The sequence below is a fragment of the Pediococcus ethanolidurans genome (assembly GCF_001437405.1).
In the GTDB taxonomy this organism is placed as follows: domain Bacteria; phylum Bacillota; class Bacilli; order Lactobacillales; family Lactobacillaceae; genus Pediococcus; species Pediococcus ethanolidurans.
The window spans coordinates 164,467-187,416 of record NZ_JQBY01000001.1; the positions used below are offsets into that span (position 1 = coordinate 164,467).

Sequence of the window (22,950 nt, forward strand, 5' to 3'; positions counted from 1 at the left end):
AAACTCATCCCTTTGCAATTCTAGTTTGTGCTTGTGGCCAAATAAGTCCTTCAAATCCTTTAAATTGCATTGTAATTTGTGTTTGTTGTCGCAAAGCGTTAATAACCGCTTCTAAATAAGTTAACTCATAATTATCTAGAGTATGCAATGGAATTGATTTTTCACGTCGATCTTTAGGCTTGATTTCTAAGAAAAAATTATAGACTTCATCGAAACGATCTCGCACAATTAACATTTGATAAATCGTCCGTGAGTGCCGTGAAAAATCTTTTTCCAATCGTTCTAAAATTAATTTTGCTGCTTGTTCGCTTGTCTCAATCAAAACTATTACCTCCATTATGACCACCAACTAAGGATGCCCGTTCCAACATTGTGGCCCCATGCAACAGACTACTTGCCGGAACTAATGCTGTATTACCAAATTGATCATGAATTTTATCTAGTACTCGAATCATCAAATTTTGTTTAATTTGAGCATGCGGATCCTTAAATAAATTTAGTTGTAATCCGTCATTTGCTGATAGGTGTGAAAGGCCAACAGCAATATTACGAACTCCTTCTCCACTCCAGGTCTTTCGAAATAAATACAATAAATACTGGTTAACTTGGTCTGGACTGTCCGTCGCATCTATCCGCATTGAGTGTGCAAATCCGCTTCGGCCGTCTCCCTCAGCACTATCGTAAGAAAAACCAATCATTAAGCTTACACAGCCTGCTTGTTGTTGATGATGACGCATACGCGAAGTTACTTGATTCCCAATTTCTTTAATTACCGTTTCTATTTCTTGTTGTACCAAATAATCTCTTGCTAATACTTGTGAATTTCCCCAACTTTTATCATTTGGTGTGATTAAATTCGATAAACGACTATGATCGATTCCCCAAGCCAGTGCTAACAACTGTGTACCAATAATGCCAAACTCAGCTTTTAATTCGTAAGGATTTGAGTGAGCTAATTCATTCATGCTATGGATACCAACCCGATTCAAATGAGCTGCAGTACGATGACCAATACTCCAAACTGATACCAAATCTGTAATTGGCCAAATCTTTTGTGGAAACGTCGCATAAGTTAGTTCACCAAGACGATCATCATCATGTTTGGCAAATAGATCTAATGCCAATTTTGCTTGCACAGGATTTTCTCCAATGCCAACTGTCGTCCATAATCCTAGTTGATCATGTACTGCAGTTTGCATACGATGAGCAACTTCTAAAGGCGTTCTTCCAAAAAGACGCCAAGATTTGGTCATATCCAAAATCGATTCGTCAATTGAATAGGGATAACAATCCTCATCGGCTACAAACTGAGTAAAAATTTCATTAATCTGCAAATTTTTCTTTATATAAAGATTCATTCGAGGTGGCACAACTTTTAAACGTGGATCATCAGGTAGATCTCGACAACGAGAAACGTTTGAAATACCAAATAATTCTTTTGCTTTAGGTGAAGCAGCTAAAATGAGGCCACCGTTCGTATTCTCAGCCTCCGACATAACCACGATTACCGATGTTAGAGGATCATCGCCACGTGTCACCGATTCAACACTCGCATAAAACGACTTGTTGTCAATCATAAAAAACACACCATGAGGTTCATGATCGTAATTCATTGCTACCACCTCTTTAAGTTTCATTATACGAACATATGTTCTCAAATGCAACCTATTTTCTTGTAAAAAATAGAACTGAGAAAATTAAGTTACTTTTCTCAGCTCTGTTCTTTGGTATTATTGAGTTTTTAAAATAAACTAACTTACAGTTCTGTTGGTTCTATGATTTATTGCCGAAACGTGCCAAAAAGAGTAACTTCCTCCGCTGCCAGTTCTTGCGGTGTAGGTTGCGGCCACAAGAATGGTCATCGTGTGGAACATTTAAGATTATTAACGCTTTTTGTTAATAATTATCCTTTGTGTGGAGTAGTTAGCCCAAAGTCCCCAACGATCCAAAAGCGAATTGCCGTCCTTCTTTATTGCCGAAATGTGTAAAAAAGAGCAGCTTCTTCCGTTTAGCCCGATTCTCCCAATGATTCCAAAAGCGAATCATTGGGAGAATCACGCTAATACTCGGAAGCTAAACGCTCTTTTTTACACTCTTGTTTAGTCAAACACAAACTGATTATGATACAACTCAGCATAAAAGCCCTTTTCATCCAGCAATTGCTCGTGACTTCCCTCTTCAATCACCTTGCCATCCTTCAAAACCACAATCTTATTCGCATTCAATATAGTCTTCAAACGATGCGCAATCACAAAACTCGTTCTTCCCTGAATCACATTATCCATCGCCTTTTGAATCTTCGCTTCCGTCACCGTATCCACATTCGACGTCGCCTCATCCAAAATCAACAAAGTCGGATTCGTCAAAATCGTCCTCGCAATACTAATCAACTGTTTTTGTCCCGTCGAAAACACCGAATTCTCATCAGAAACCTTTGTTTCATAACCCTTTTCAAGTCCCATAATAAAATCATGAATATCCGCCTGCTTAGCTGCCGCATACACCTCTTCATCCGTTGCATCCGGTTTTCCAAAACTAATATTATCCCGAATCGTTCCCGAAAAGATCACACTATCCTGCAGCACAATTCCAACATGATCACGCAAACTCTTCAAATCAATATCACGAACATCCACCCCATCAAAGGTCACCGAACCCTCATTAACATCGTAGAAACGGTTTAACAAGTTCATAATAGTCGTCTTACCTGATCCCGTTGGACCAACCAACGCCACCATATGCCCCTTTTCAACATTCATTGAAACATCATGCAGAATTTCTTTACCTTCATTATATCCAAAGCGAACATGATTTAATTCAACACCATGCTCCAATCCAGAAAGTTTTTTGCCATCTTCTGGATTAATCTCATCAGGTTCTTCAAAAGTTTCGTTAAGCCGCTTAGCACCCGTAATTGCCACCTGAAACATACTATAGAGCGATGAAATTTGAGAAATTGGTTGGTAAAACTGTTGTGAGTACTGAACAAAAACTACAACTAGTCCCAAAGCAGTCGTCCGTGCCATATCACCATTTAACGCTAACCAACCACCAAAGAAGATCACAATCGCCGTATTAACCAAAGACAAACCATTCATGACTGGAAAAAGCATCCCTGAATAAACTTGTCCTTTAAACGTTGCTTTTCGAACCTTTTCATTATGTGGTAAAAAACCATTAATTGCTTCGTCCTGCAAACCATTAGTGATCACAATTTTTTGACCACTAATTTGTTCATTGATATAGCCATTTAACTTTCCAACTTCATCTTGTTGAATATCCACGTATTTACGCGTCTTAGAAATTAAGATAACCGCAAGAATAATAGCAACTGGTGTTGACGCAATTGTTACCCAGGCCAACGAAACATTCTCATGAAACATCATAATAATGATTCCAATCATCATGGCAATATTCATTAAAATTTCACCCAGTGCTTGATTCAACGCATTGGAAATATTATCTAAATCACTGGTAAAACGGCTCAGAATATCTCCATCTTGATGTGAGTCAAAAAACTTAATTGTCATTCGTTGTAGTTTGCCAAATAATCCTCGGCGCATTCGATTAGTGGAATTTCCAGAAATATAAGTGACAACAATACTTGAAATAAACATGCCAACAACTGTCAATACGTAGAAAAGAAGGAGCATCCAAATAGCGCTCATAAATGAACCCTTATCGCTCACTCCCCGAGTCAAACCAATCACATAATTAGCAAGCTCAGTAATTGCCTTACCCATATAAACTGGCGCTTTAACCTGAAAATAAGTGGATGCAATAATTGCTAAAATGGTTACTGTAAACCCAATTTTATAGCGTTTCATATAGTGATAAAAAAACTTAATTGCTTTTCCCATTTCACCCATTTAGATAGCCTCCTTTCCCTTTTGTGTAGCATAAATCTCTTGATAAATACGATTATTTTTAACTAGTTGCGCATGCGTGCCCTCGCCGACTAATTTACCATCATCCATAACAAAAATTCGATCTGCGTGAAGGACTGATGCAATCTTCTCCGCAATGATAAACGTGGTTGTGCCCTTTAATTCGTGATCCAAGGCTTCTTGCACGAGTTTTTCAGACTGCGCATCTAATGCCGAAGTTGAATCATCCATAATCAATACTTTAGGTTGCCCAATCACACCACGCGTAATGGATAACCGTTGTTTTTGACCACCTGAGAAGTTAGCCGAACGTTCTTCAACTGGTGCGTCATAACGTTCCGGTAGTCGATCAATAAATTCAGCAGCTTGTGCAATGCGGCTTGCACGATCCATATCATGCTCAGATGCATCACTTTTACCCTGCTTTAAATTATCACCCACTGTTCCTGAAAACAGAATGGCACGCTGTAACACAAATGCCACTGATTTTCGTAGTGAACGTTCATTAACCTGTTTTAAATCAACGCCACCAACTTTGACTACGCCCGTTTGCGGATCAAACAAGCGTGGAATCATCTGTGCCAACGTCGATTTTCCAGATCCCGTTGCCCCCACAATTCCAATCATTTCGCCTGGTTTTACTTCAAAACTAATGTCCTTTAGCGTTGGTGTTTCATCCCCATTATAGGCAAAAGATACATTTTTAAACGAAACCGAACCTGCCAGTTCCTGTTCTGGTACATCTGCATAAACAATCTCAGGATCGGTATCCATAACTTCTCGAATTCGTTGTAATGACACCATTGCCCGTGCACTAAAAGTCATCATCATCCCACCAATAATGATCGCAAACATAACTTGCATCAAATAATTAATAAATGAAGCAATTGCGGCCACACTCCCGGGATCACTTTTAGCTAAATCGCCGACAAAATAGATCGCAGCTACCACTGCCAAATTACCAACCAACGTAAAGGCGGGAATTAAGACAGAAAATAAAGTCCCCACAAAAATGTTTTGTTCATTCAACTTATCTGAAACTTCATTAAACCGATTTTTCTCATTTTGTTCTTGGTTAAACGACTTCACAACACGTACACCAATCAAGTTTTCTTTTGCGAGTTCGTTTACCCGATCAATTAAGCCTTGCATTAATCCAAAATGACGACCCATTTGACCAAACGTTGCCGCAGAAATTGCAAAAACTAAAATAACCAGAACTAAAATGATCCACCATAATTGATGAATCGTATTGATTGCCAGAATAAATGCCCCAATAAACAAAATTGGTACACGCAAAAGCGATTGTAATGTCGTCATGATTAGATTTTGAATCTGGGTCACATCATTCGTGAGACGAACCACTAAATTACCTGCTTGAAACTTTTCAATATTGCCAAATGAGAAGGTTTCGATCTTACGAAATACTGTTTCCCGAATATCCGCACTCATCGATTGAGCCACTTTGGCCGACAGAATCGTATTGAAAACTCCGGCAAGTAAACCAATCACGGCAATCACAATTAAATAAATGCCTAAGGTCACAATTTTATGATTCTGATTATTCAAAATGGCATTAATCACATTTTGAAGTAATTTAGGTTGCCACAGTGTTGAACCAGCCATCACAATGACGGTCAGCATTGCCAACAAAATATCTCCCCAATACTTACGGGCATGATTCTTTAAAATTTTCAAATACTTTCCTCCGTTCTTACATCCATGTTATTATGATAACTATACTAATTTATCCAACACTGTTGGATAAGTCAACTAAAAAAACACTAATTTCGAAAAAAACATTATTTTTTGTTTGCCAAAAAACAAGATTTTATTCCGAATTAGTGTTTAAATAGTTTTAAAAACAAGACTTAAAGGAAGACACGTTCATGCCAAAAGCAAAAATTTCACGCCCGCAAATTATTCAAGCTTCGTTACAAACTTTGGCTAGTTGTCAATCACTGGACCAATTCTCCATGCGCAAAGTTGCTACTGCACTTCATATAGATGCATCCACAATCTATTGGTATTTTGAAAGTAAACAAGCTATTTTACAAGCAATGGCTGATGAAATAGCCGCTCAAATTTCATTTCCTGACGCTAGTTTAGCTTGGCAAACGCAACTCACTCAATTGTTCAGTACTATTTTCGATGTCTATACCACTCACTCACATGCGGCCGAGCTAATGATTGCGACAATTCCATCTTCTGAAGTTCGCTTAACATTGATGAATCACATTATTGGTATCTTGGTGAGTGCTGGTTTTAGTGAAGAACAGGGCAGTTTGGCGCTTTCCACAATTGACTTTTTTCTCACTGGCTTAGTCATGGATCTTTCAAAAGAACGTCAATTTCGAACTGCAATTAACAATAAACAGGCTGCCTACTTGCATGATCAGGTTACTCAAATTCATCAAATTACCCATGATGAACATCTGATCCATATGCAAAACTCTGTTAATAATCGAAATTCTCAATCAGCTAAGCAACAATTTGAAGCTGGCTTGAAGTTAATTCTAAAAGGTCTGCTCGCAGAGAAAAACGTTGATCTTAACTAAAATGAGGTCTTGGTTAATTCACTTACGCCCACAAACTGTTCAGCAACTTCTTTCAAGTAGTCAATGCTGTTCAAATATTGTGGAATATCTACGTATTCATCATAGCCATGCGACGAATTATTACCAGGTCCCACCAAAATAATTGGAAATTGTTTCTTGGCTTGAACAAATTCTGAACCATCGTTAGCCCCTGAAGAACTTTCGACTGGTAAAATCTGATCAAAGTACTTATCGCTGACCTCTTGTGCTAATTTAGTTAAGAGGTTCTCTCCATTGATAATGGGAACTTCAGGATAGATAAACTCAATTTTCAAGTTCATTTTTGAATCACTAGCATTCAAGTCATCCACAATTTTTTGAAGATCTTTAAAAATCTGATCATTTGAATACTCAGGAATAGAGCGAATATTGCCTTTCAACATTGCGTAATCAGGGACACTATTAACCTGTTTGCCACCATTAATAATATCAATGCTATGTGTCATTTTTCCCAATTTGGGGTTAACTTCATTGTGGCCATCCATCAATTGCTTAGCCGCTAAGTAAAATTGAACTAGATTGTCAATCGCATTAATCCCCATATCAGGGCGTGAACTGTGTGCTGGTGCTCCAATAGAAGTTACTTGGTAATCAATAACGCCTTTGCAACTGGTAATAATGCCATCCATGTGCGGCTCTGTGATGATTAATCCGTCTAAATCATCTGCACATCCCGCCTGAGTTAAAACATGAGCGCCATACTCACCAGTTTCTTCACCAACCGTCGCTAATAACTTAATTTGACCTTCAATTGCAGTTCCACTTTCTAACAACTCCAACATAATAATCACAGCAGCCGCTAGCCCACTCTTCATATCAGAAGCACCACGACCAAATAACTTGTTTTGGTCTAAATCAACATCTCCGGAAAAAGGACCGTGTTTCCACTCATCCACATTTCCAGGATCCACAACATCCATATGACCACTGAACCCAAGATGCTTACCATTCGCGTTTCCCATTGTAACAACCAAATTCGTTCGACCTGTTGTAAAAGGTACCTTTTTAATTTGAACTTTATCTGCATAGGGTTCAAATAATGAACTAATATAATCTGCCACCTGTTCTTCATGGTCGTTCACAGATTCAATTTGAATTAAATTTTGTAAAATGTTAATTTTTTCATCATTTGTCATAAACATGCGCTCCTTTTATTTAACAGATGCATATTGGTAAAGTGCATCCCCGCTCTGATTTGAATAGGTAAGTCCTGTAACATCCTTACTAACTAAATGTGTTGCCGTTGATTGATAAAGGGGCACAATTCCTTGTTTAGCCATCAAATATTTGTCGGCTTCTTGCATCAGTGCCCACCGTTCACTAGTTGAATGATTATTAGTATCATCAATTTCATTCATTAACTTGGTATAGTGTTTGTCAGCCCACTTAGTAAAGTTAACTGGGTCTTGACCATTACCAAGTTGTAAGAACTCTTCTGGATCTTGATTATCACCCGTCCAGCCATCTAAGTTAATATCATAATTACCGTTGGATGCCACACCAATGTGTTGAGCATGAGGCATTGGTTTAATTTCAATCGTGAGACCCTTCAAGTATTTTTCTGCCTGACCTTGAATATATTGACCAACTTGCTTATCTGTTGAAGTATTATCGACCAACATGGTTAAGGTCAACTTCTTTTTACCTAGTTGCGTTTGCGCTAGTTTCCAATCTTTTTGTGCTTCGGTCACATTGTAAGAAAGTAAGTTACCAACTTCACCCGCAAAGTCTTTACCATTCTTTTCATCCGTTGAATCACCCTTAGGTACCATGTTAAGTGCCGGAATTGAACCATCTGCTAAAACTTTAGAAGTCATCGTTTTTCGATTCAAAATTAAGCTAATTGCTTTTGATAAGTTTTCATTACTGGTGGCCGTATGTTTGTAATTAAATTCGAGAAAAGCCATTCGTGAAATCATTTGTGTACTCAAATTCTTGGTATTCGCAAATTGACTAACTGTTTGACCTGAAATTGCCGTTTCTTGAACCTTATTACCTTTAAACAGGTTAACCGCCGTTGTGTCATCCTTAACTACTTGGACATTCACTTTACTTAATTTAACTTGTTTAGCGTTCCAATAATAAGGATTTTTCACATATGTCCATGCATCTTTGGTGGCATTCCACCCAACTAATTTATAGGCACCACTAGAAACAACCTTGGTTGATGATGAGCCATAACTAGAACCATATTTTTGCACATAAGGACTATAAACTGGAAAAAGTGAGGTAGCTAAAACAGTTTTTAAATAAGGTTCTGGTTTGGAAAGCTGAATTTGAAGTGTATGTTTATTCAAAGCCTTAACCCCTAATGCTGAAGGTTTAACTTTACCATCCTGAACCGCCTGGTAGTTCTTCACATAGGTTAATAAATTAGCCACCTGTGACTTGGTATTAGGATCAACCTGACGTTGAAAGGATGTTGCAAAGTCTTGAGCAGTAATCGCTTTACCGTTCGACCATTTCGCATTCTTTTTAATCGTGAATGTATAGGTTTTACCGCCATTAGTCGGTTTAACTACTTTAGTCGCAACACCAGCTACCACCTTTTGGTTCTTATTAAGTTTATACAGCCCTTCATCAGTCTGGGTAAAAAGACTACCACTGTTGGTATCGCCGCCCTTGTTGGGATCGGCTGTTGCTGGATTTCCGGCTAAAGTGACGTTAATTGTTTCTGTATCACTATCAGCTTTACTTGATGAGCAACCCGCGAATAAGATGCCGGAAAATAAAATTGCTCCTAATGTAAAAATTTGTTTTTTCATGTTTTTACTCCTCGTTCGTATTTATATTCAACTTGTGTTTATTATTTAGAATAAATATTCAATAAATGTATATTAACATGCTCTCAGAAAAAGTCAATGCATTTTTAATTATTTATACAAAAAAATTCGTTAATAACGATATTTAATCACTATTAACGAATTTATGCAGCTATTTATTCAATTTTAAGCAGTTTTGATAATTATAAAGAAAACTTTTTTCAAAGGCTTCGTTATTCTTAACAGTCTTGCCATAATTTACAATTAGGGCGTGAAAGTTTTGCCATTTTTCAAGATTAAATGTGACTTGAGATTCAATTAAAGCCTGTGCCTGAGTATACTTACTCGGTAATTGGCATCCTAGCCAGCCAAAGAGTCGTCGTGAATAAGCATCCACCATAAAGTTAGGTTTATCCAGAACATACATTAAAATATAATCGGCCGTTTCGTTACCGATTCCCTTCAAATTAATCAATTCGTGACGCAATTTGGGCTGCGAATAGGTCTTTATTTTTGCTAAATCAAAGTGATACTTTTCAAGCCAGTGACATATATTGTAAATGGTCTGTGTCTTTCTAGTATAGAACCCGCTTGTCCGAATTAAATCTGTAAGTTCTTTCAGATCTAATTGTGCAACTTGTTGGGGATCAAAATTTGTTCGGGATTTTAACTTTAATAAGCTTGGTGCCACGTTTTGCCAATTTGTATTTTGCACCAAAATTGCCCCATAGATGACCTCCCAAGGTGACTCGGCCCAATCTGTTCCGTCCTGTAGCCAAGTTTGATGTCCCATATGCGTTTCCATAATATTGTATAAATCATTTAAAGTAATTACTGTTGTTTTCATCGTCGATTCCGCCACCAATTATAAATATATCCACCCACCACAATAATGATGAGGGCTAAAATTTTGGCTGTGGTTCGCGGAAACGGAATGTGTGTTAACCCTCCGTATCCTAATACTAAGTATGAAAATAACATTTTTCAATCACTCCATTTCTGTACTTATCTTTATATAAAATCATGTATAAAGCAACTAAAAGTAATTTTTCTGTTTTGTGAAAGAACTTAATTACTAATACCATAAGTAGTTTTGCACCATACTCGCATCAAAATTTTTATTTATAATTTAGCCAAAAACCGCTTAATTAAGAAAAGTAAAATTATGTTTTTTTGCTCAGTTAAAAAGCAATTAAGGATTTCCAAAACAAAAAAAGCCCCCAAACTTTTTAAATTATTATTGTCATACTTTTCATAGGTAACGTTGTTCTCTAATGATAATAAAATGCGATAAACATTTTACCACTGTAGACTTATTTACATCTGAAATGTGTCGCAATAAGTTTATAATCAGAATTTTATTAATTACTCGGCCAAAAATTTGAAGTAGATAACATATTAAACTCACTCCATATTCCTTTAGAGTGCGAAAAATCATCAATTTTCTTTAAAATTTGAGTTTCTTCTTTGGATAGCTTTATTTTATCTACAAAGGTATACCTCATTATATTCATGTAAACGGACCGAGCCTCCAATTGTGGTGTTTGTTGCTCTGATTCAACTTTTTTAGTTCCTTGATCTAAAACGGAAGTAAGTCTGCTTATCTCAACTGAATCTTTTCTTGTTGCAAGTAGAATACTAAGTTGCTTAAATAACGTAATGATCGTCTGTTTCTCATTGTCGCGTTTTTTCAAATTAACCACCCCTATAAATAATTAATAAACGAATTTTATTTAATTACCATGTATATACTATTTCGGTTTTAGTCATAACATTCTTCATTTAATTTTATTAAATTTTCAAATTGAAGAAGCAGGCACACAAAAAATGCTTGCTTCTTTGGCAACTACCAATTGTTGCTTGACCACTTGTGCCATAAACCCCAGCAGCTCGGTTAACTCCACAATAAAAAGCTTTACTCCAATTAATTGAACAACCGTGTTTAGTACAAAAAAAGTACAAAAAATACCATCACCATAGTAATTTTGCCCTTGACCTTGATTAATTGTTACATGCTTAAAGTCTTAACTCTTTTCATCATTCAACGCTCTTTTCTGTATTTCTAACAACTGATACTCAGGATTAAAAAGTTAAACCCGACTTCTTTTCCTTACCTATTAAGTATAGGCGTCAAACTTTCACTTAACACATTTTAATATTAACGTTCAAAAGTTAACCATAACCGTTAAAAAAACAGTATTTTTCTAAACCTTTTTATGATTCACTAAATTTTTTTGATGCCATTTCTGAATATCATAGACCCTTTTCGGAATGAAACCGTTTTAATGTAAATCGTCATTCTCCACACATCACTTTAACTTGTCACTAATGAAGTCTATTTTGATTTGAGTTAGAATGAATGTAACAAATATATATAAAGGGAGTTTTTACATTGAATGAAAAAGCTTGTACAACTGTTTTAGTCGGCAAAAATGCTTCCATTGACGGTTCAACAATGGTTGCCCGTAATGATGATACCTTTTTGCCAGTTGCTCCACATCGTTTTTATATGCATCCTGCAGAAAGCGACGTCAATGAAACCATCACTTCTTCACAGAACGGTTTCACAGCCAAACTGCCAAGTAATGGCTATCGTCACAGTGCTGTTCCTAACATTAATCCTGCCAAAGACGGCATTTATGACGAAAGTGGCTTCAATGAAAAAAACGTTGCAATGAGCGCAACCGAAAGTGTTTATGGCAATCCAAAGGCCCTCGCTTATGATCCTTTGGTCGTTGATGGATTAGCTGAAGACAGTATGCCAACCATGGTGTTGCCTTACATTGATTCTGCTAAAGACGGTGTTGCTTATTTAGGCAAATTAATTGCCAAATATGGCTCACCTGAAGGAAATGGCGTTATCTTTAGTGATAAAAATGACGTTTGGTACATGGAAATTGTAACCGGCCATCACTGGGTGGCGCAACGTATCCCAGATGATGCGTACGCAGTTGCTGCTAACCAGGTTGCCATTCAACAAATCGACTTCAATGATCCTAATAACTTTATGTGGTCAGAAGGAATTCAAGCATTCGTTGAAGAAAATCACTTAAACCCTGATAAAACTGGTTGGAATTTCCGTCATATCTTTGGCACTTCAACTGAAAAAGACCGTCATTACAACACACCACGTGTTTGGTTTGGTCAACATTACTTGAACCCAGAAATTGAACAGGATCCTCAATCAGCTGAATTACCTTTCGTTTGTCATACAGAACACAAAATTTCTGTTGAAGATGTTGGTTATATTTTAAGTTCACACTATAACGAAACACCTTACGATCCATTTGGCCATGCCGATGATAAGGATCGTTTGAAATTCCGTCCAATCTCAATGAACCGGACTCAAAATTCACATGTTCTCCAAATTCGTAATAATGTTCCTGAAGAACTATCCGCTATTTTCTGGTTAAACTTTGGTGTCCCTGCATTCAGTCCATACGTCCCATTCTACAACAATGCTACTGATACGGACCCAAGTTACAGTAACACCTCAGAAACAATGAATTTGGATGATGCTTACTGGATGTATCGTGCCTTGTCCTCTGTTGTGGAAGGCCATTACAGCAAGTTTATTCAAGAAGATGTTGATTACTTAACTGCTTCACAAGAACAGTTACGTGCTCGTGTGGCTGAAATCGACAAAAAGGCTGCTAGTTATTCAGGTAACGAATTGACTGAATACTTAACAGACGCTAACCACGAAACAGTGGCAGCCATGAAGAAACGTACAATGAAACTGTTCTACCACTTATTAACTGAAGGCTTAACTCTCTCTAAGTTAACCTTTAATATGGACAAGAACCTTTAATTAAACACAGCTTCAAATATATTTACGAAATCAAAAAAATCAAGCCATTCTCTAAATGAGAGTGGCTTGATTTTTTTATATGTGTTATCTATTTTTCAACATGTGCCCACTTGTAATCATAAGGAGCACCCGTTGGATGATAGACAATTCCTTTAACTTTAGTGTTAACAAGTTGAGTTTGTACCGCTTGATACAGTGGCACAACTGCTTCTTGTTGCATCAAAAGTCTTTCTGCTTTAACGAAATCTTCATAACGTTTCTGTTCGTTATTTGCATCTTTACCATTGGTTGCCGCAACCAGCTTGTCATATGTCTTATTTGAGAAACTACCATAATTATAGGTATTGCCAGTTGTTTCAAGTTGTGCAAATGTTAATGGATCTGTGTAATCACCAATCCAGCGAACAACCGTCATATCAAATTTGCCGCCAAGTTGAGCACTTTGCGCACCTTTAGTTGGCAATGAACGTACCGTAACTGTTGCCCCCGGTAAGTTTTGTTCAACTGTACTTTGAACTGCTTCAGCAACCTTCTTTTGTGCATCATCGTCACTGACAACTAATTCAAAGTTGACCTTAGTTTTACCTGTTTGTTTGAGACCCTTTTGCCAATACTTTTTAGCCTTGGCAACATTGTATTCAACAGCTTCTGAAACATTCGCATCCTTTGTAAAGTCAGTGCCTGTCTTCGAATTTTTAACAAAACTAGTTGGCATAAAACCGGTAGCTGGTGTAGATCCATCGGCTAAAACTTTTGAAGTTAGCGTTTTTCGATTAACAACTAAAGAAATTGCTTTACGAACGTTCACATTGGCTGTTGCTTTACCCTTCTTGAAACTCATCGCAAGGTAAGCTGTTTGTCCTTGTTCATATTTCACAAATGCTTTATTGCTCTTTTCCTGACTGGCTTGTTCACCAGAAAGTAACGCATCATCAAGTTTACCTGATTGATATAAATTTAAAGCTGTATTTGGATCTTTAACAACCTTAACTGGGATCTTGCTTACTGCAACATTTTTCTTGTCCCAGTACTGATTATTTTTAACCAGTTTCCAACTCATATTAGTGCCAGTCCAACCAACCATCTTAAATGGTCCACTGTAAACCATATACTTGCTGGCCGTTCCATATTTGGAACCGTACTTTTCAACAGCTTTTTTATTTTGTGGGAAGAAAGTTCCAAAGGCCATTAAATACTTAAAGTATGGTGTTGCATGTGTCAATGTAACTCTCAAGGTACGTTTGTCCAAAGCCTTAACTCCCAATTTACTTGGTTTCATCTTTCCTGCAGAAATAGCACTCGCATTTTTTACGTTTTGCATGATATAAGCATATCCAGCTTTAGTTTTAGGATTGACTGTTCGTCGCCAAGAATACACAAAATCTTGTGCAGTTAAGGCATCCCCGTTGCTCCATTTCAATCCCTTACGCAACTTAAAAGTATATGTTTTTCCATTGTTTGTTGGTCTAACAACTTTTTCTGCAAGAGCGGCAACTGGTTTATTACCTTTTGCAACTCTATAAAGACCTTCTTCCGTATTGTTAACCATATTAAATGATGTTAGATCAGTGATTTGTGAACTATCTGTAGTTAATAAATCCGATTGCTCCATTACACTAAAACTTTGATGCTTAGCTTCGGAACTCTTTGCGCTCCCGCAGCCTGCCAATAATACTGATAAAAGAAGTGTCGCCGTGCCTAGCTTTTTCCACTTATTTTTCATAGTCAAAACCCCTTAAAAAATATTTTTGAAACTGTAAAACTATACAAAAAGAGGATAAAAAAGCACCCACCGCATCTTTCCTTAGAAAGCACGATGGGCAACTTTTTTATCCTCTTTTTAGTTCGCTAAAAAGTTATTAGCTAAAAGGTTAAAGTCACAGCACCGTGCACTTTAATAATTAAGCTAATAATGACTAAACTAATCAAGTTAACTAACTTATGTGTACGTTGCATGTGACTTCATCTCCCTTTGATTTAATAAACTTATTATAACGAGATAAAATGAGAAGTCAACATATTTTTTAATTTTATTTTAATTTTGCTTATTAAGCTTTAATTTAAGCATAGTTCAATTCAAAATCACTGTTTTCGTAAAAATGTAATTTATTCGCGAATACGTAGTCGCTAACTAATCCTAAGCCAATCGGTAACACAAAAAACATGAGAGTAACCAAAATAAGTGAACCGGCTGTTACTTGCCCAATTCCGTTTAACGCCGCAATGGGTCCAATTAAACCTGAGAATCCAAATCCAGCACTCATTGCAGTTCCTTGAATGTTTAATACAGCACCGAGGCCACCCAGAATACCAGCATTAATCATAATTGGCACAATTAATTTTGGTCGTGACATGATGTTGGCCATTTGCATCTTTGGCGAACCAAGAAAATGGGCTAATGAGGTGCCAACTGAATTCACTTTCCACCCGTAAATTGCTAGGGCAAAACCGGCTGCCACAATACCTAAGTTGGCTGAACCAGCTGCGACACCATGAATACTAATGGCCGCGGCAATACCCACGGATGAAATGGGTGAAATAATTAAAAGTGCAAAGACAATTCCCAACAAAACCCCCATGACCAATGGTTGTAAACTAGTTAACTGCATGACACCGATACCGAGCAATTTGGTGATCCCACTAACCGGTCCTAACGTTAACGTACCGATTCCACCAGCAATCACAAGCACCAGCGTTGGAATCAACAAAATGGTATATGCTTTTAGACGTTTCCCTAATAATAAAATCAACGCATAACCAATCATAATTGTAATGGCAATGTTAATCACATCACCAGTTCCGCTCACATTAAAACCGTTTGTCCCAACTTTAAAGTTACCGGCTCCCATCACTGCGGCCAGTGCAATTGAAGTGGTTTGAATTGGTGAAAACTTCGCTAACATACCGACACACACTGCGCTCACTGCTGGTAATAGCGTCATGGCCGCATTAGTCATTGCCATAATGGTTCCACCAGCTGGAAAAACGGGCAAAAGTGCTGTTAACAATTGATTTAATAATGCACTAGGCACTAAAGCCACAATAATTCCGATTGATAATCCGTTTAATGTGTTCATCACGACTTCTTTACTGATAGATTTCTTTACTTTTGTTTGCTCCATTTAGACCACTCCTCTAAGTTTTTTACTTTGCTGTTGCTACTGTTTGTTCAGCAGCATAGGTTTGAATACGTTTGATCGCCTTGGTTAAATCTTCCGTGCTGGCTGCATAACTGATGCGCACATAGCCTTCACCACCGGGGCCAAACGAAGCTCCTGGAATCACCGCCACTTTTGCTTTTTTAGCTAAGTCATAGCAAAACTTCCAACTGTCTTGATTTAACGTTGCCGGAATTTTAGCGAATAGATAGAATGCACCATTGGGACTAGCACAAGTAAAACCGGCTTTTGCCAAACCTTCTAGTAATAAATCACGCCGAGTTTGATAAACTGCCCGCATCTTCTGACCATCATCCATTCCATTTTCAAACGCTTCTTGTGCGGCAGCTTGTGCGTTGGTCGTGGCAGAAGTAATCGCAAACTGATGAACCTTACCAATTTGAGTAATGACATCAGCCGGTCCACATAATAAGCCAATTCGCCATCCGGTCATGGCATGTGACTTGGAAACACCGTTCAAAACGAGTGTTTGTTCCGGTAAAATGCTTCCCATTGAAACGTGGGTTCCTTCATACGTTAATTCACTGTATATTTCATCACTAATCACAAAAATATCGTACTTTGCAATTACTGCAGCCAGTTTTTCTAGATCATCACGCTTATAGGTTACTCCCGTTGGATTATTGGGGAAATTAAGGACAACGGCTTTTATTGTGTCCTTATTCGCTTCAATTGCAGCTGCTAATTTTGCGGGTGAAAGAATAAAACCGTCGTCAGAAGTATCGATAAATATTGGTTTAGCTCCGTTTAGCATTGTAATCGGAATATACAGTGGAAAAATGGGCGTTGGAATAATAACCGTATCTCCAGCGTTTAAAATAGCTGTTAGTGAAGAATAGATGGCCTCGGTAGCACCAGTTGTGACTAAAATTTGTGATTCTGGTTTGTAATCTAGTTCATATTTTTGTTTCAAGAAATTGGCAGCCGCCTTGCGTAGCCCAATTGTGCCACGTGAATTTGTATAGTGGCTTTCATTATTCTCAATACTGCGAATTGCAGCAGCTTTCACATGATCTGGCGTATTAAAATCTGGTTCTCCCAGCGTTAATTTAACAATGTCTGGAATCTCTGCAATTTCTTGATTAAATGCCAGAATTTCCGAAGGCGTCAATGCTGATACTTCTTTTTTCATATGATTAATCAATTTACTCATGTCCATTCCTCCTAAAAATATAAAAACCCCTCTTCAGTCATCATTAATGACTGAAAAGGGGTTCTCAGTAATACTTTTATATCCCCCGCACAGTCATTTAACGTGATCTGTGCGGCCGGTTTTAGTTCACTCTAAAACACTTTTGGCTTCCACAAATCACACATGGAAAAACCAAAAGTAATAACGACAACTATTCAATTGAGTTTGCTGTTTAATTTTCATAGTAAAAACTCCCTTGAATTAAAGATGTGTTTTTATCATACCATTTTAATTATTTTAATCAAGCTATAATTTGAACTTTTTTATTCAACTACCATTTGCTTGGATTCCAAGTACGGCCATCCACTTCACCCTGACTTTGAATCAGACGTTGTTGTTGCTCCTTAACTAAAGCAAGCAGTGCCAAATAAAAGGCTCGATCTTCATATTGTTTACTACTTTGTGATAATTCTTCAAGCTGCGTTTTTACCCAATCATTGGTATCCAAATTACTCATCCTCGTCATCTTTAATCATTGATAGCGTCCAACCCAATTCTTCCAAATTTTCACGATTATCCTGAATTGCGGTCAATATTTGGGGTAACTTTTGTAAATCAGGATTGACCTTAATTTTTTGTTTCAATTGTTGTTCAAACCAAAGTTCACGACCATGAAAACTTTCAAAATCGGTATTTGTTATATACTGCTGATAATTAACAACCAGCTGTTGCTTTTCAGTCTCAGACAAATAAGCAAACTGAAAGATGGTAAATGGCGGTAAATATGTCATCTGAGCCTTGTTTGCTAATGCTTGATAAGGTCGCAACAACTCAGATAAGGTGAATTGTTCACTACTACCTGCCTTAAAATCGCGTTGTGGATCACCAGTTGAAACCACAACTCCTAGTTCTTTTTTGGCCAATGCTTGTTGTGTTCCATAGACAAAATTACGAGTTAACACTTCATCTTCCCACTGTTTTAAAATGGCAGGTGCACTGTACCAATACAATGGAAATTGAAAAACAATCCGATCATGTGCTTTCAACAATGCCTGTTCATTGGAAACGTCAAAATGAGTTTTTTTAGGCGCTAAAACATGCCAAGTAACCTCACTCATATTAGCAAGACTAGTTTTCAAGAATTGTTGCGTTCCAGACTCAACTAACTTCGGATGAGCCACAATAATTAATGTTTTCACGAATTTTTACCTCTTGTTTAAAATAACTTAATTTGTCGTTTTTGATAGGCTGACCAAAGCTTTTTTTGCAGTGTTGGCCAAGCTAGTGTTGTAAACTGTTCAACGTTTGCTATTTGACCCGCAAAATGGCTGAGATCAGGTTGATCTTGAAGTTCAGTACTCATCAATGTCACATGCCATTTTTGATGGGTAAATGTGTGTTTAACAACCGGAGCATCCACCAACTGAAGGTCAGTTTTAATTTCAGTTTCAGCTGCAAATTTGGATTCAATCGTTTTACTCAACGTATCTTCATTCAAATCTGGATATTCTTCTTTCAGCTTGTCACCATCAATCAGTGGAAAGGTCCACAGTTTTGCCAATAGTTCATTACTTGCTCGTTGTTGAAACAAATAGCCCTGCGGTGTTTTAATGACCAAAGCAAAATAGTGTTTATCAACTGGTTTCAAACGCTTAGAACGGACTGGAAATTCATCCAACCGACCATCCAAATATGCCTGATTAAATTGTCGAACCGGGGAATGCGCATTATCGGAATTCTTAGCTGTCATAAAACTGGCACCTAAATCCATGATTGCTTGATTGAAGTCTCCTGGTCGATCTTTGGAAATAATTTTTCGAATAACTGTCTCAAATATACCACGAGTTTGCGGTTTCGTGATGTCTGCCTCAATTTCTAAAAGTTGCGAAAACACCCGAAAGGCGTTGCCATCAACAGCAGGTTCCGGTTGATTGAACGCAATGCTGGCAATGGCACCCGCAGTATACGGACCAATGCCAACTAACTCTTGTAATCCAGTCTTCGTTTGAGGCCACTTACCATCATAATCCTGCAGTAACTGTTGGGCTGCTCGTTGCATATTTCGAACACGTGAATAATAACCCAGCCCCTCCCATGCTTTTAAAAGCTGTTCTTCAGGTGCTTGCGCAAGTTTTTCAACCGATGGAAATAAGCGCATAAACCTTTCATAATAAGGAATAACTGTATTAACCTGTGTTTGCTGAAGCATAATTTCTGAAACCCAAATATGATACGGATCCTGATCATGACGCCATGGAAGATCACGATGATTTTCGTCATACCAACCTAGTAAACTAGTTTGAAATTCTTTTATTGTCGTTTTCGACCATTCAATCATCCTAAAAATCCCTCATAACTTTCATTCATTCTCAAAGTAACGCTTATTGATTAAGGTTTTAGTATAGCGATAACTTTCGTATTTGTCTTTCAAAGCGCATGTTTCCGTGCTTATCTCATTTCAGAATATACACTAAATTCTAAATTTTTAAAATCAATTACAACTTAGTTTCTAAAGGTTGAAAGTATCAAAATCACTTCAATAACTGATGCTAAACGACTTGGCCTATAAAAAATAGTTTAAAATGCCGTCCTACGGCTCACCCGGTCTGGAACGGGGTGCGAGTTCTTGCGGCTGATTTTTGCCACAAGAATCGACATCGTATGAAACATTAAAGTTTTCGGCACGAAAACTAACCCTTATGTGTAATAGTGGGCACGATTTGAAGCCAAGAAGAACGCTTGTCTTCAAACTCGGCCTTATCCTAAGTAATAAATTACTAAGGATAATTTCACCCCTGAGACCAATCGCATCCGGACTAAGAACGTTTTAAGCATTAATAATGTGCAGCAACACTGATATCAAAGTTGTTATATTTGTGTGTTGATTGCAAAGATTAGACTCAGTCTGGAAGCAAATGGGCTCAGTAGTGACATTTATCTTAGCGGGTTTCGCTTAGATAAAGGCCGAGCTTAGAGACGTGCATTTCGGCTCTAAGTCGTGCCCACTACGTTCCAGCCCAAATTTGCTGGAAGACGGCATTTTAGTCTAATTTTGTTACCAAGAACGCTTTTATATCAGGCAACGAGATGTGTTTTGGGCTTTCAACCCTTAGTTAGTTTATTAAAAATCACCTTGTAGGGAAAATTTAAATATGCTAGACTACTAACTATATTTACACGGAAGGGAGCACGCTCATGTCAGTCACACTCATTAACCCTAATACTGACTACCTCGAATTTTCGGGGATTATTTGTGCGGAAGCATACATTTTGAAGGCTAACGGGACAAGTCTGTCCATTTTAACCCTCAATCTAACTATGCGACCACTCAAATGCGTGCTTAACTATTAGCCACAATTGAATTTCTTTAAGGCGGGCGCACTTTGACCCCGCCTTTTTTTGATGGTCGCTATACAAATATAGGAGTGACATCATGGAAACTAAATTCACAAATCATTTATCTGTTAAACGTACCATTTCTGCCAATTACCATTACAGCTTCTGGGCATTCTTCAGCATTACCAGTCTCTGGGTAATCTACTTAACTCAACATGGTATGAGTCTCATTCAAGTTGGCTTACTTGAAAGCATTTTTCACATTGCTAGTCTATTATTCGAAGTTCCTTCTGGCACACTAGCCGACCACTTTCCTTACAAAACTGTCCTGATCTTAGGAAGAGTTATGGCCATTATATCAGGCATTCTCTTCTTGTCGGGTGCTGGTTTTTGGTGGTTTGCACTCGCTTTTATCATTCAAGCTTTTTCCTATAATCTCAATTCTGGTACCAATGAAGCCCTTGTTTTTGAAACGCTTAAAGCTGATCACTTAGAGAAACACTATTTGAAAATTACCGCTAATCTCAATGCTATTTACGAATTAGCTGACATGCTAGGTTTAATTGTGGCCGGGTTCTTCGTTCACTGGCACTTTTCATTGACATACGTCATTTATATTTTCACATCACTTTTAGCGATCGGTGCCATTTTACGTATGCAAGAACCCCATTCTCAAGAAAAAGCAGAAGTTGAATCAGCAACCAGTTTTGCGATAATCGTTAAAACCAGTTGGCAGTTTTTAACAAACCATCCCCTTGTTGCCGGATTAATGTTATTTTTAGCCTGCTATGAAGCAATTGGCACAACTTACTTCTTTTATTTTCAGACGCTAATGACGCAGTATCATTTTACTGGCTGGCAAATCAGCGCTGTAATTGTCATTGCCGCTTGTTTTAACATTGTGGGTGCCAAAAGTGCGCCCACACTTGAAAAGCATTGGTCCAAACACCATCTTATTTTGGGACTGGTCAGCATTATGATTATGGGCTTATTAGTAAGCATCGTTCAAAATATTGTCGTTTTAACCATTTGTTTTGTCTTGATTGGTTTAGTAACTGCAGTTGTTGAGCCCATATTCAATGATTTCTTACAGCAACAAATCCCATCAAACGCGCGTGCAACCCTACTTAGCGTCATGAGTATGATGTTCAGTTTAGTCATGATTATTTTATTTCCAATTGTGGGTGCATTGATTACTTGGGTACATTTCAGTTCGGCATTCTTTCTAATTGGTATTTGTTTGCTACTAATTGGCTTAGGAATCATCGTTAGTCATTTTGTGAAAGCTAACTAAACTACAAAAACATTAGTCACCATAAAACTAGTTTGAACCCCTGTCTTGCGTAGCATATTCGATTACCATTTCAACAAATAAAGATACCAAAGACTGTGGATCAATCGAAGAATTATAGACAAATGATTTTCCTGGTAAAACAATAATATGGTTAAAGTATTGCTTTAACACCGTGTCGGAATTAAACGTAATTAAATAAGTTTTATCTAATTTATTAAGTGATTCAGAGAGATACTTTTTGAAGTTTTCCTCGTTGCTACTAATTGAGAAGAAAACAAAAGTATCATCTTTATTCATTAAACCATTCCAGTGTGAAGCAGTAATGTAATCATTAGTATAAAGGCTCGGTCTATTTAAATCGCGCAATCCCATTGAAAGCTGCTTTGCCGGAAGTGCCGAGTAGTAAAGGCCAAGTAAATAGTTCAGCCTAGAAGTTAATAAATCATTTGCAAAATCGATAATTATTTGTTTATCAATTTGTTCAAAGCTGTTAACAACTTTAAGATAGCGCCTTAAGTAATCTGATTTATTACCGTTAGGACTCTGCTGTTGTGATAAGAATTCCTTTAATTGAAATTTAAATTCTTTAAATCCCGTATAGCCTAATTTTTTGCAATATCTTTGAACCGAGGCCACCGAAGTACCAGAATCTGAGGCAATTTTTTGGATAGTAAGTAGTTGAATATGAATTGGATACTTCAAAACTACATCGTATATTTTCTGATCAGATTTGGATAAAGTATCATTTTGAGGTTTCAAAAATTCTTTTAAGTTCATTTAAGTTCATCTTTTCTTTCTTGTTTAATGTTAATTCTATCATATTTTTTGTAATTTTTATTTTTTATCATTGTAAGAGATTACATTCGATGATATTATGAATTTGTAAAAATTAATAAATATTATGATAAATTTATCAATTAGTGTAATGGGCGGTTGTAGAATGTACATTATC

At 37.3% G+C, this 22,950-nt stretch carries 20 protein-coding genes; 3 read left to right on the forward strand and 17 right to left on the reverse strand.

All coding sequences use genetic code 11. From position 1 onward, the window contains the following. Positions 1-4: 4 nt before the first annotated feature. The 4 genes from IV87_RS00725 to IV87_RS00740 all read right to left on the reverse strand — a co-directional run bounded on the left by IV87_RS00725 (position 5) and on the right by IV87_RS00740 (position 5,585). Positions 5-322 (reverse strand): hypothetical protein, encoded by a 318-nt coding sequence (locus IV87_RS00725; protein ID WP_082623477.1) that lies wholly within the window; start codon positions 320-322, stop codon positions 5-7. Continuing rightward, the gene (locus tag IV87_RS00730) at positions 315-1,613 is read right to left on the reverse strand and encodes a Y-family DNA polymerase (RefSeq protein WP_057804988.1); all 1,299 of its coding nucleotides are present in this window, start codon (positions 1,611-1,613) and stop codon (positions 315-317) included. The genes IV87_RS00725 and IV87_RS00730 overlap by 8 nt, the downstream gene beginning before the upstream one ends. Before the next feature lie 486 nt (positions 1,614-2,099). Further along, positions 2,100-3,869 (reverse strand): ABC transporter ATP-binding protein, encoded by a 1,770-nt coding sequence (locus IV87_RS00735; protein ID WP_057804989.1) that lies wholly within the window; start codon positions 3,867-3,869, stop codon positions 2,100-2,102. Then, positions 3,870-5,585 (reverse strand): ABC transporter ATP-binding protein, encoded by a 1,716-nt coding sequence (locus tag IV87_RS00740; protein ID WP_057804990.1) that lies wholly within the window; start codon positions 5,583-5,585, stop codon positions 3,870-3,872. A 191-nt stretch (positions 5,586-5,776) separates the two neighbouring features. On the opposite strand from IV87_RS00740, the gene IV87_RS00745 reads away from it, so the two are divergent. Next, positions 5,777-6,445, forward strand: a complete 669-nt coding sequence (locus IV87_RS00745) for a TetR/AcrR family transcriptional regulator (protein ID WP_057804991.1) — start codon at positions 5,777-5,779, stop codon at positions 6,443-6,445. Here the strand turns inward: IV87_RS00745 and IV87_RS00750 are convergent. The 6 genes from IV87_RS00750 to IV87_RS11000 form a co-directional block, all read right to left on the reverse strand. Then, entirely contained in the window at positions 6,442-7,620 is a 1,179-nt protein-coding gene (locus tag IV87_RS00750) for an ArgE/DapE family deacylase (protein ID WP_057804992.1), read from the reverse strand. The genes IV87_RS00745 and IV87_RS00750 overlap by 4 nt on opposite strands. 15 nt (positions 7,621-7,635) lie before the next feature. Then, on the reverse strand, positions 7,636-9,249 hold the full coding sequence (locus IV87_RS00755) for a peptide ABC transporter substrate-binding protein (RefSeq protein ID WP_057804993.1): 1,614 nt from the start codon (positions 9,247-9,249) through the stop codon (positions 7,636-7,638). Positions 9,250-9,418: 169 nt separating this feature from the next. Further along, positions 9,419-10,093 (reverse strand): endonuclease III domain-containing protein, encoded by a 675-nt coding sequence (locus IV87_RS00760; protein ID WP_236698943.1) that lies wholly within the window; start codon positions 10,091-10,093, stop codon positions 9,419-9,421. Continuing rightward, the gene (locus tag IV87_RS10995) at positions 10,090-10,227 is read right to left on the reverse strand and encodes a hypothetical protein (protein ID WP_156407364.1); all 138 of its coding nucleotides are present in this window, start codon (positions 10,225-10,227) and stop codon (positions 10,090-10,092) included. The genes IV87_RS00760 and IV87_RS10995 overlap by 4 nt, the downstream gene beginning before the upstream one ends. Positions 10,228-10,607: 380 nt before the next feature. Further along, positions 10,608-10,940, reverse strand: a complete 333-nt coding sequence (locus IV87_RS00765) for a bacteriocin immunity protein (RefSeq protein WP_057804994.1) — start codon at positions 10,938-10,940, stop codon at positions 10,608-10,610. 97 nt (positions 10,941-11,037) lie between these two features. Next, the gene (locus tag IV87_RS11000) at positions 11,038-11,208 is read right to left on the reverse strand and encodes a leucocin A/sakacin P family class II bacteriocin (RefSeq protein WP_236698944.1); all 171 of its coding nucleotides are present in this window, start codon (positions 11,206-11,208) and stop codon (positions 11,038-11,040) included. 430 nt (positions 11,209-11,638) lie between these two features. Between IV87_RS11000 and IV87_RS00770 the strand changes: the two genes are divergently transcribed. After that, positions 11,639-13,057, forward strand: a complete 1,419-nt coding sequence (locus IV87_RS00770) for a C69 family dipeptidase (RefSeq protein WP_057804995.1) — start codon at positions 11,639-11,641, stop codon at positions 13,055-13,057. 88 nt (positions 13,058-13,145) lie between these two features. Here IV87_RS00770 and IV87_RS00775 read toward each other — a convergent pair whose 3' ends face one another. From IV87_RS00775 to mutY, 6 genes are all read right to left on the reverse strand, one after another. Next, positions 13,146-14,780 carry a peptide ABC transporter substrate-binding protein gene (locus tag IV87_RS00775; protein WP_057804996.1) on the reverse strand — a complete coding sequence of 545 codons (1,635 nt, stop codon included), beginning with the start codon at positions 14,778-14,780 and terminating at the stop codon, positions 13,146-13,148. Positions 14,781-15,117: 337 nt separating this feature from the next. Then, on the reverse strand, positions 15,118-16,179 hold the full coding sequence (locus IV87_RS00780; protein ID WP_057804997.1) for a PTS sugar transporter subunit IIC: 1,062 nt from the start codon (positions 16,177-16,179) through the stop codon (positions 15,118-15,120). 22 nt (positions 16,180-16,201) lie between these two features. Next, a complete protein-coding gene (locus IV87_RS00785) occupies positions 16,202-17,389 on the reverse strand; it encodes an aminotransferase class I/II-fold pyridoxal phosphate-dependent enzyme (RefSeq protein WP_057804998.1) in 1,188 nt (395 codons plus the stop codon). A 310-nt stretch (positions 17,390-17,699) separates the two neighbouring features. Continuing rightward, positions 17,700-17,885: a hypothetical protein gene (locus IV87_RS00790; RefSeq protein WP_057804999.1), complete on the reverse strand. Its 186-nt coding sequence runs from the start codon at positions 17,883-17,885 to the stop codon at positions 17,700-17,702. Next, complete coding sequence (locus tag IV87_RS00795; protein WP_057805000.1) at positions 17,878-18,567, reverse strand: NAD(P)H-dependent oxidoreductase; 690 nt, start codon at positions 18,565-18,567, stop codon at positions 17,878-17,880. Before IV87_RS00795 ends, IV87_RS00790 begins: the two co-directional genes overlap by 8 nt. Before the next feature lie 17 nt (positions 18,568-18,584). Further along, entirely contained in the window at positions 18,585-19,706 is a 1,122-nt protein-coding gene (gene mutY / locus IV87_RS00800; RefSeq protein ID WP_057805001.1) for an A/G-specific adenine glycosylase, read from the reverse strand. Positions 19,707-20,801: 1,095 nt separating this feature from the next. On the opposite strand from mutY, the gene IV87_RS00805 reads away from it, so the two are divergent. Beyond that, positions 20,802-21,998: an MFS transporter gene (locus IV87_RS00805; RefSeq protein WP_057805002.1), complete on the forward strand. Its 1,197-nt coding sequence runs from the start codon at positions 20,802-20,804 to the stop codon at positions 21,996-21,998. A gap of 27 nt (positions 21,999-22,025) precedes the next feature. On the opposite strand, the gene IV87_RS00810 is transcribed toward IV87_RS00805, so the two are convergent. After that, positions 22,026-22,775 (reverse strand): MurR/RpiR family transcriptional regulator, encoded by a 750-nt coding sequence (locus IV87_RS00810; RefSeq protein WP_057805003.1) that lies wholly within the window; start codon positions 22,773-22,775, stop codon positions 22,026-22,028. Positions 22,776-22,950: the final 175 nt, after the last annotated feature.

Coding starts and splice junctions, on each gene's coding strand:
- IV87_RS00810 (WP_057805003.1), bottom strand. CDS start 22,775: ATGAACTTAAAAGAATTTTTGAAACCTCAAAATGATACTTTATCCAAA.
- IV87_RS00790 (WP_057804999.1), bottom strand. CDS start 17,885: ATGAGTAATTTGGATACCAATGATTGGGTAAAAACGCAGCTTGAAGAA.
- IV87_RS00730 (WP_057804988.1), bottom strand. CDS start 1,613: ATGAATTACGATCATGAACCTCATGGTGTGTTTTTTATGATTGACAAC.
- IV87_RS00745 (WP_057804991.1), top strand. CDS start 5,777: ATGCCAAAAGCAAAAATTTCACGCCCGCAAATTATTCAAGCTTCGTTA.
- IV87_RS00760 (WP_236698943.1), bottom strand. CDS start 10,093: ATGAAAACAACAGTAATTACTTTAAATGATTTATACAATATTATGGAA.
- IV87_RS00735 (WP_057804989.1), bottom strand. CDS start 3,869: ATGGGTGAAATGGGAAAAGCAATTAAGTTTTTTTATCACTATATGAAA.
- IV87_RS00755 (WP_057804993.1), bottom strand. CDS start 9,249: ATGAAAAAACAAATTTTTACATTAGGAGCAATTTTATTTTCCGGCATC.
- IV87_RS00775 (WP_057804996.1), bottom strand. CDS start 14,780: ATGAAAAATAAGTGGAAAAAGCTAGGCACGGCGACACTTCTTTTATCA.
- IV87_RS00785 (WP_057804998.1), bottom strand. CDS start 17,389: ATGAGTAAATTGATTAATCATATGAAAAAAGAAGTATCAGCATTGACG.
- IV87_RS00750 (WP_057804992.1), bottom strand. CDS start 7,620: ATGACAAATGATGAAAAAATTAACATTTTACAAAATTTAATTCAAATT.
- IV87_RS00780 (WP_057804997.1), bottom strand. CDS start 16,179: ATGGAGCAAACAAAAGTAAAGAAATCTATCAGTAAAGAAGTCGTGATG.
- mutY (WP_057805001.1), bottom strand. CDS start 19,706: ATGATTGAATGGTCGAAAACGACAATAAAAGAATTTCAAACTAGTTTA.
- IV87_RS10995 (WP_156407364.1), bottom strand. CDS start 10,227: ATGTTATTTTCATACTTAGTATTAGGATACGGAGGGTTAACACACATT.
- IV87_RS00805 (WP_057805002.1), top strand. CDS start 20,802: ATGGAAACTAAATTCACAAATCATTTATCTGTTAAACGTACCATTTCT.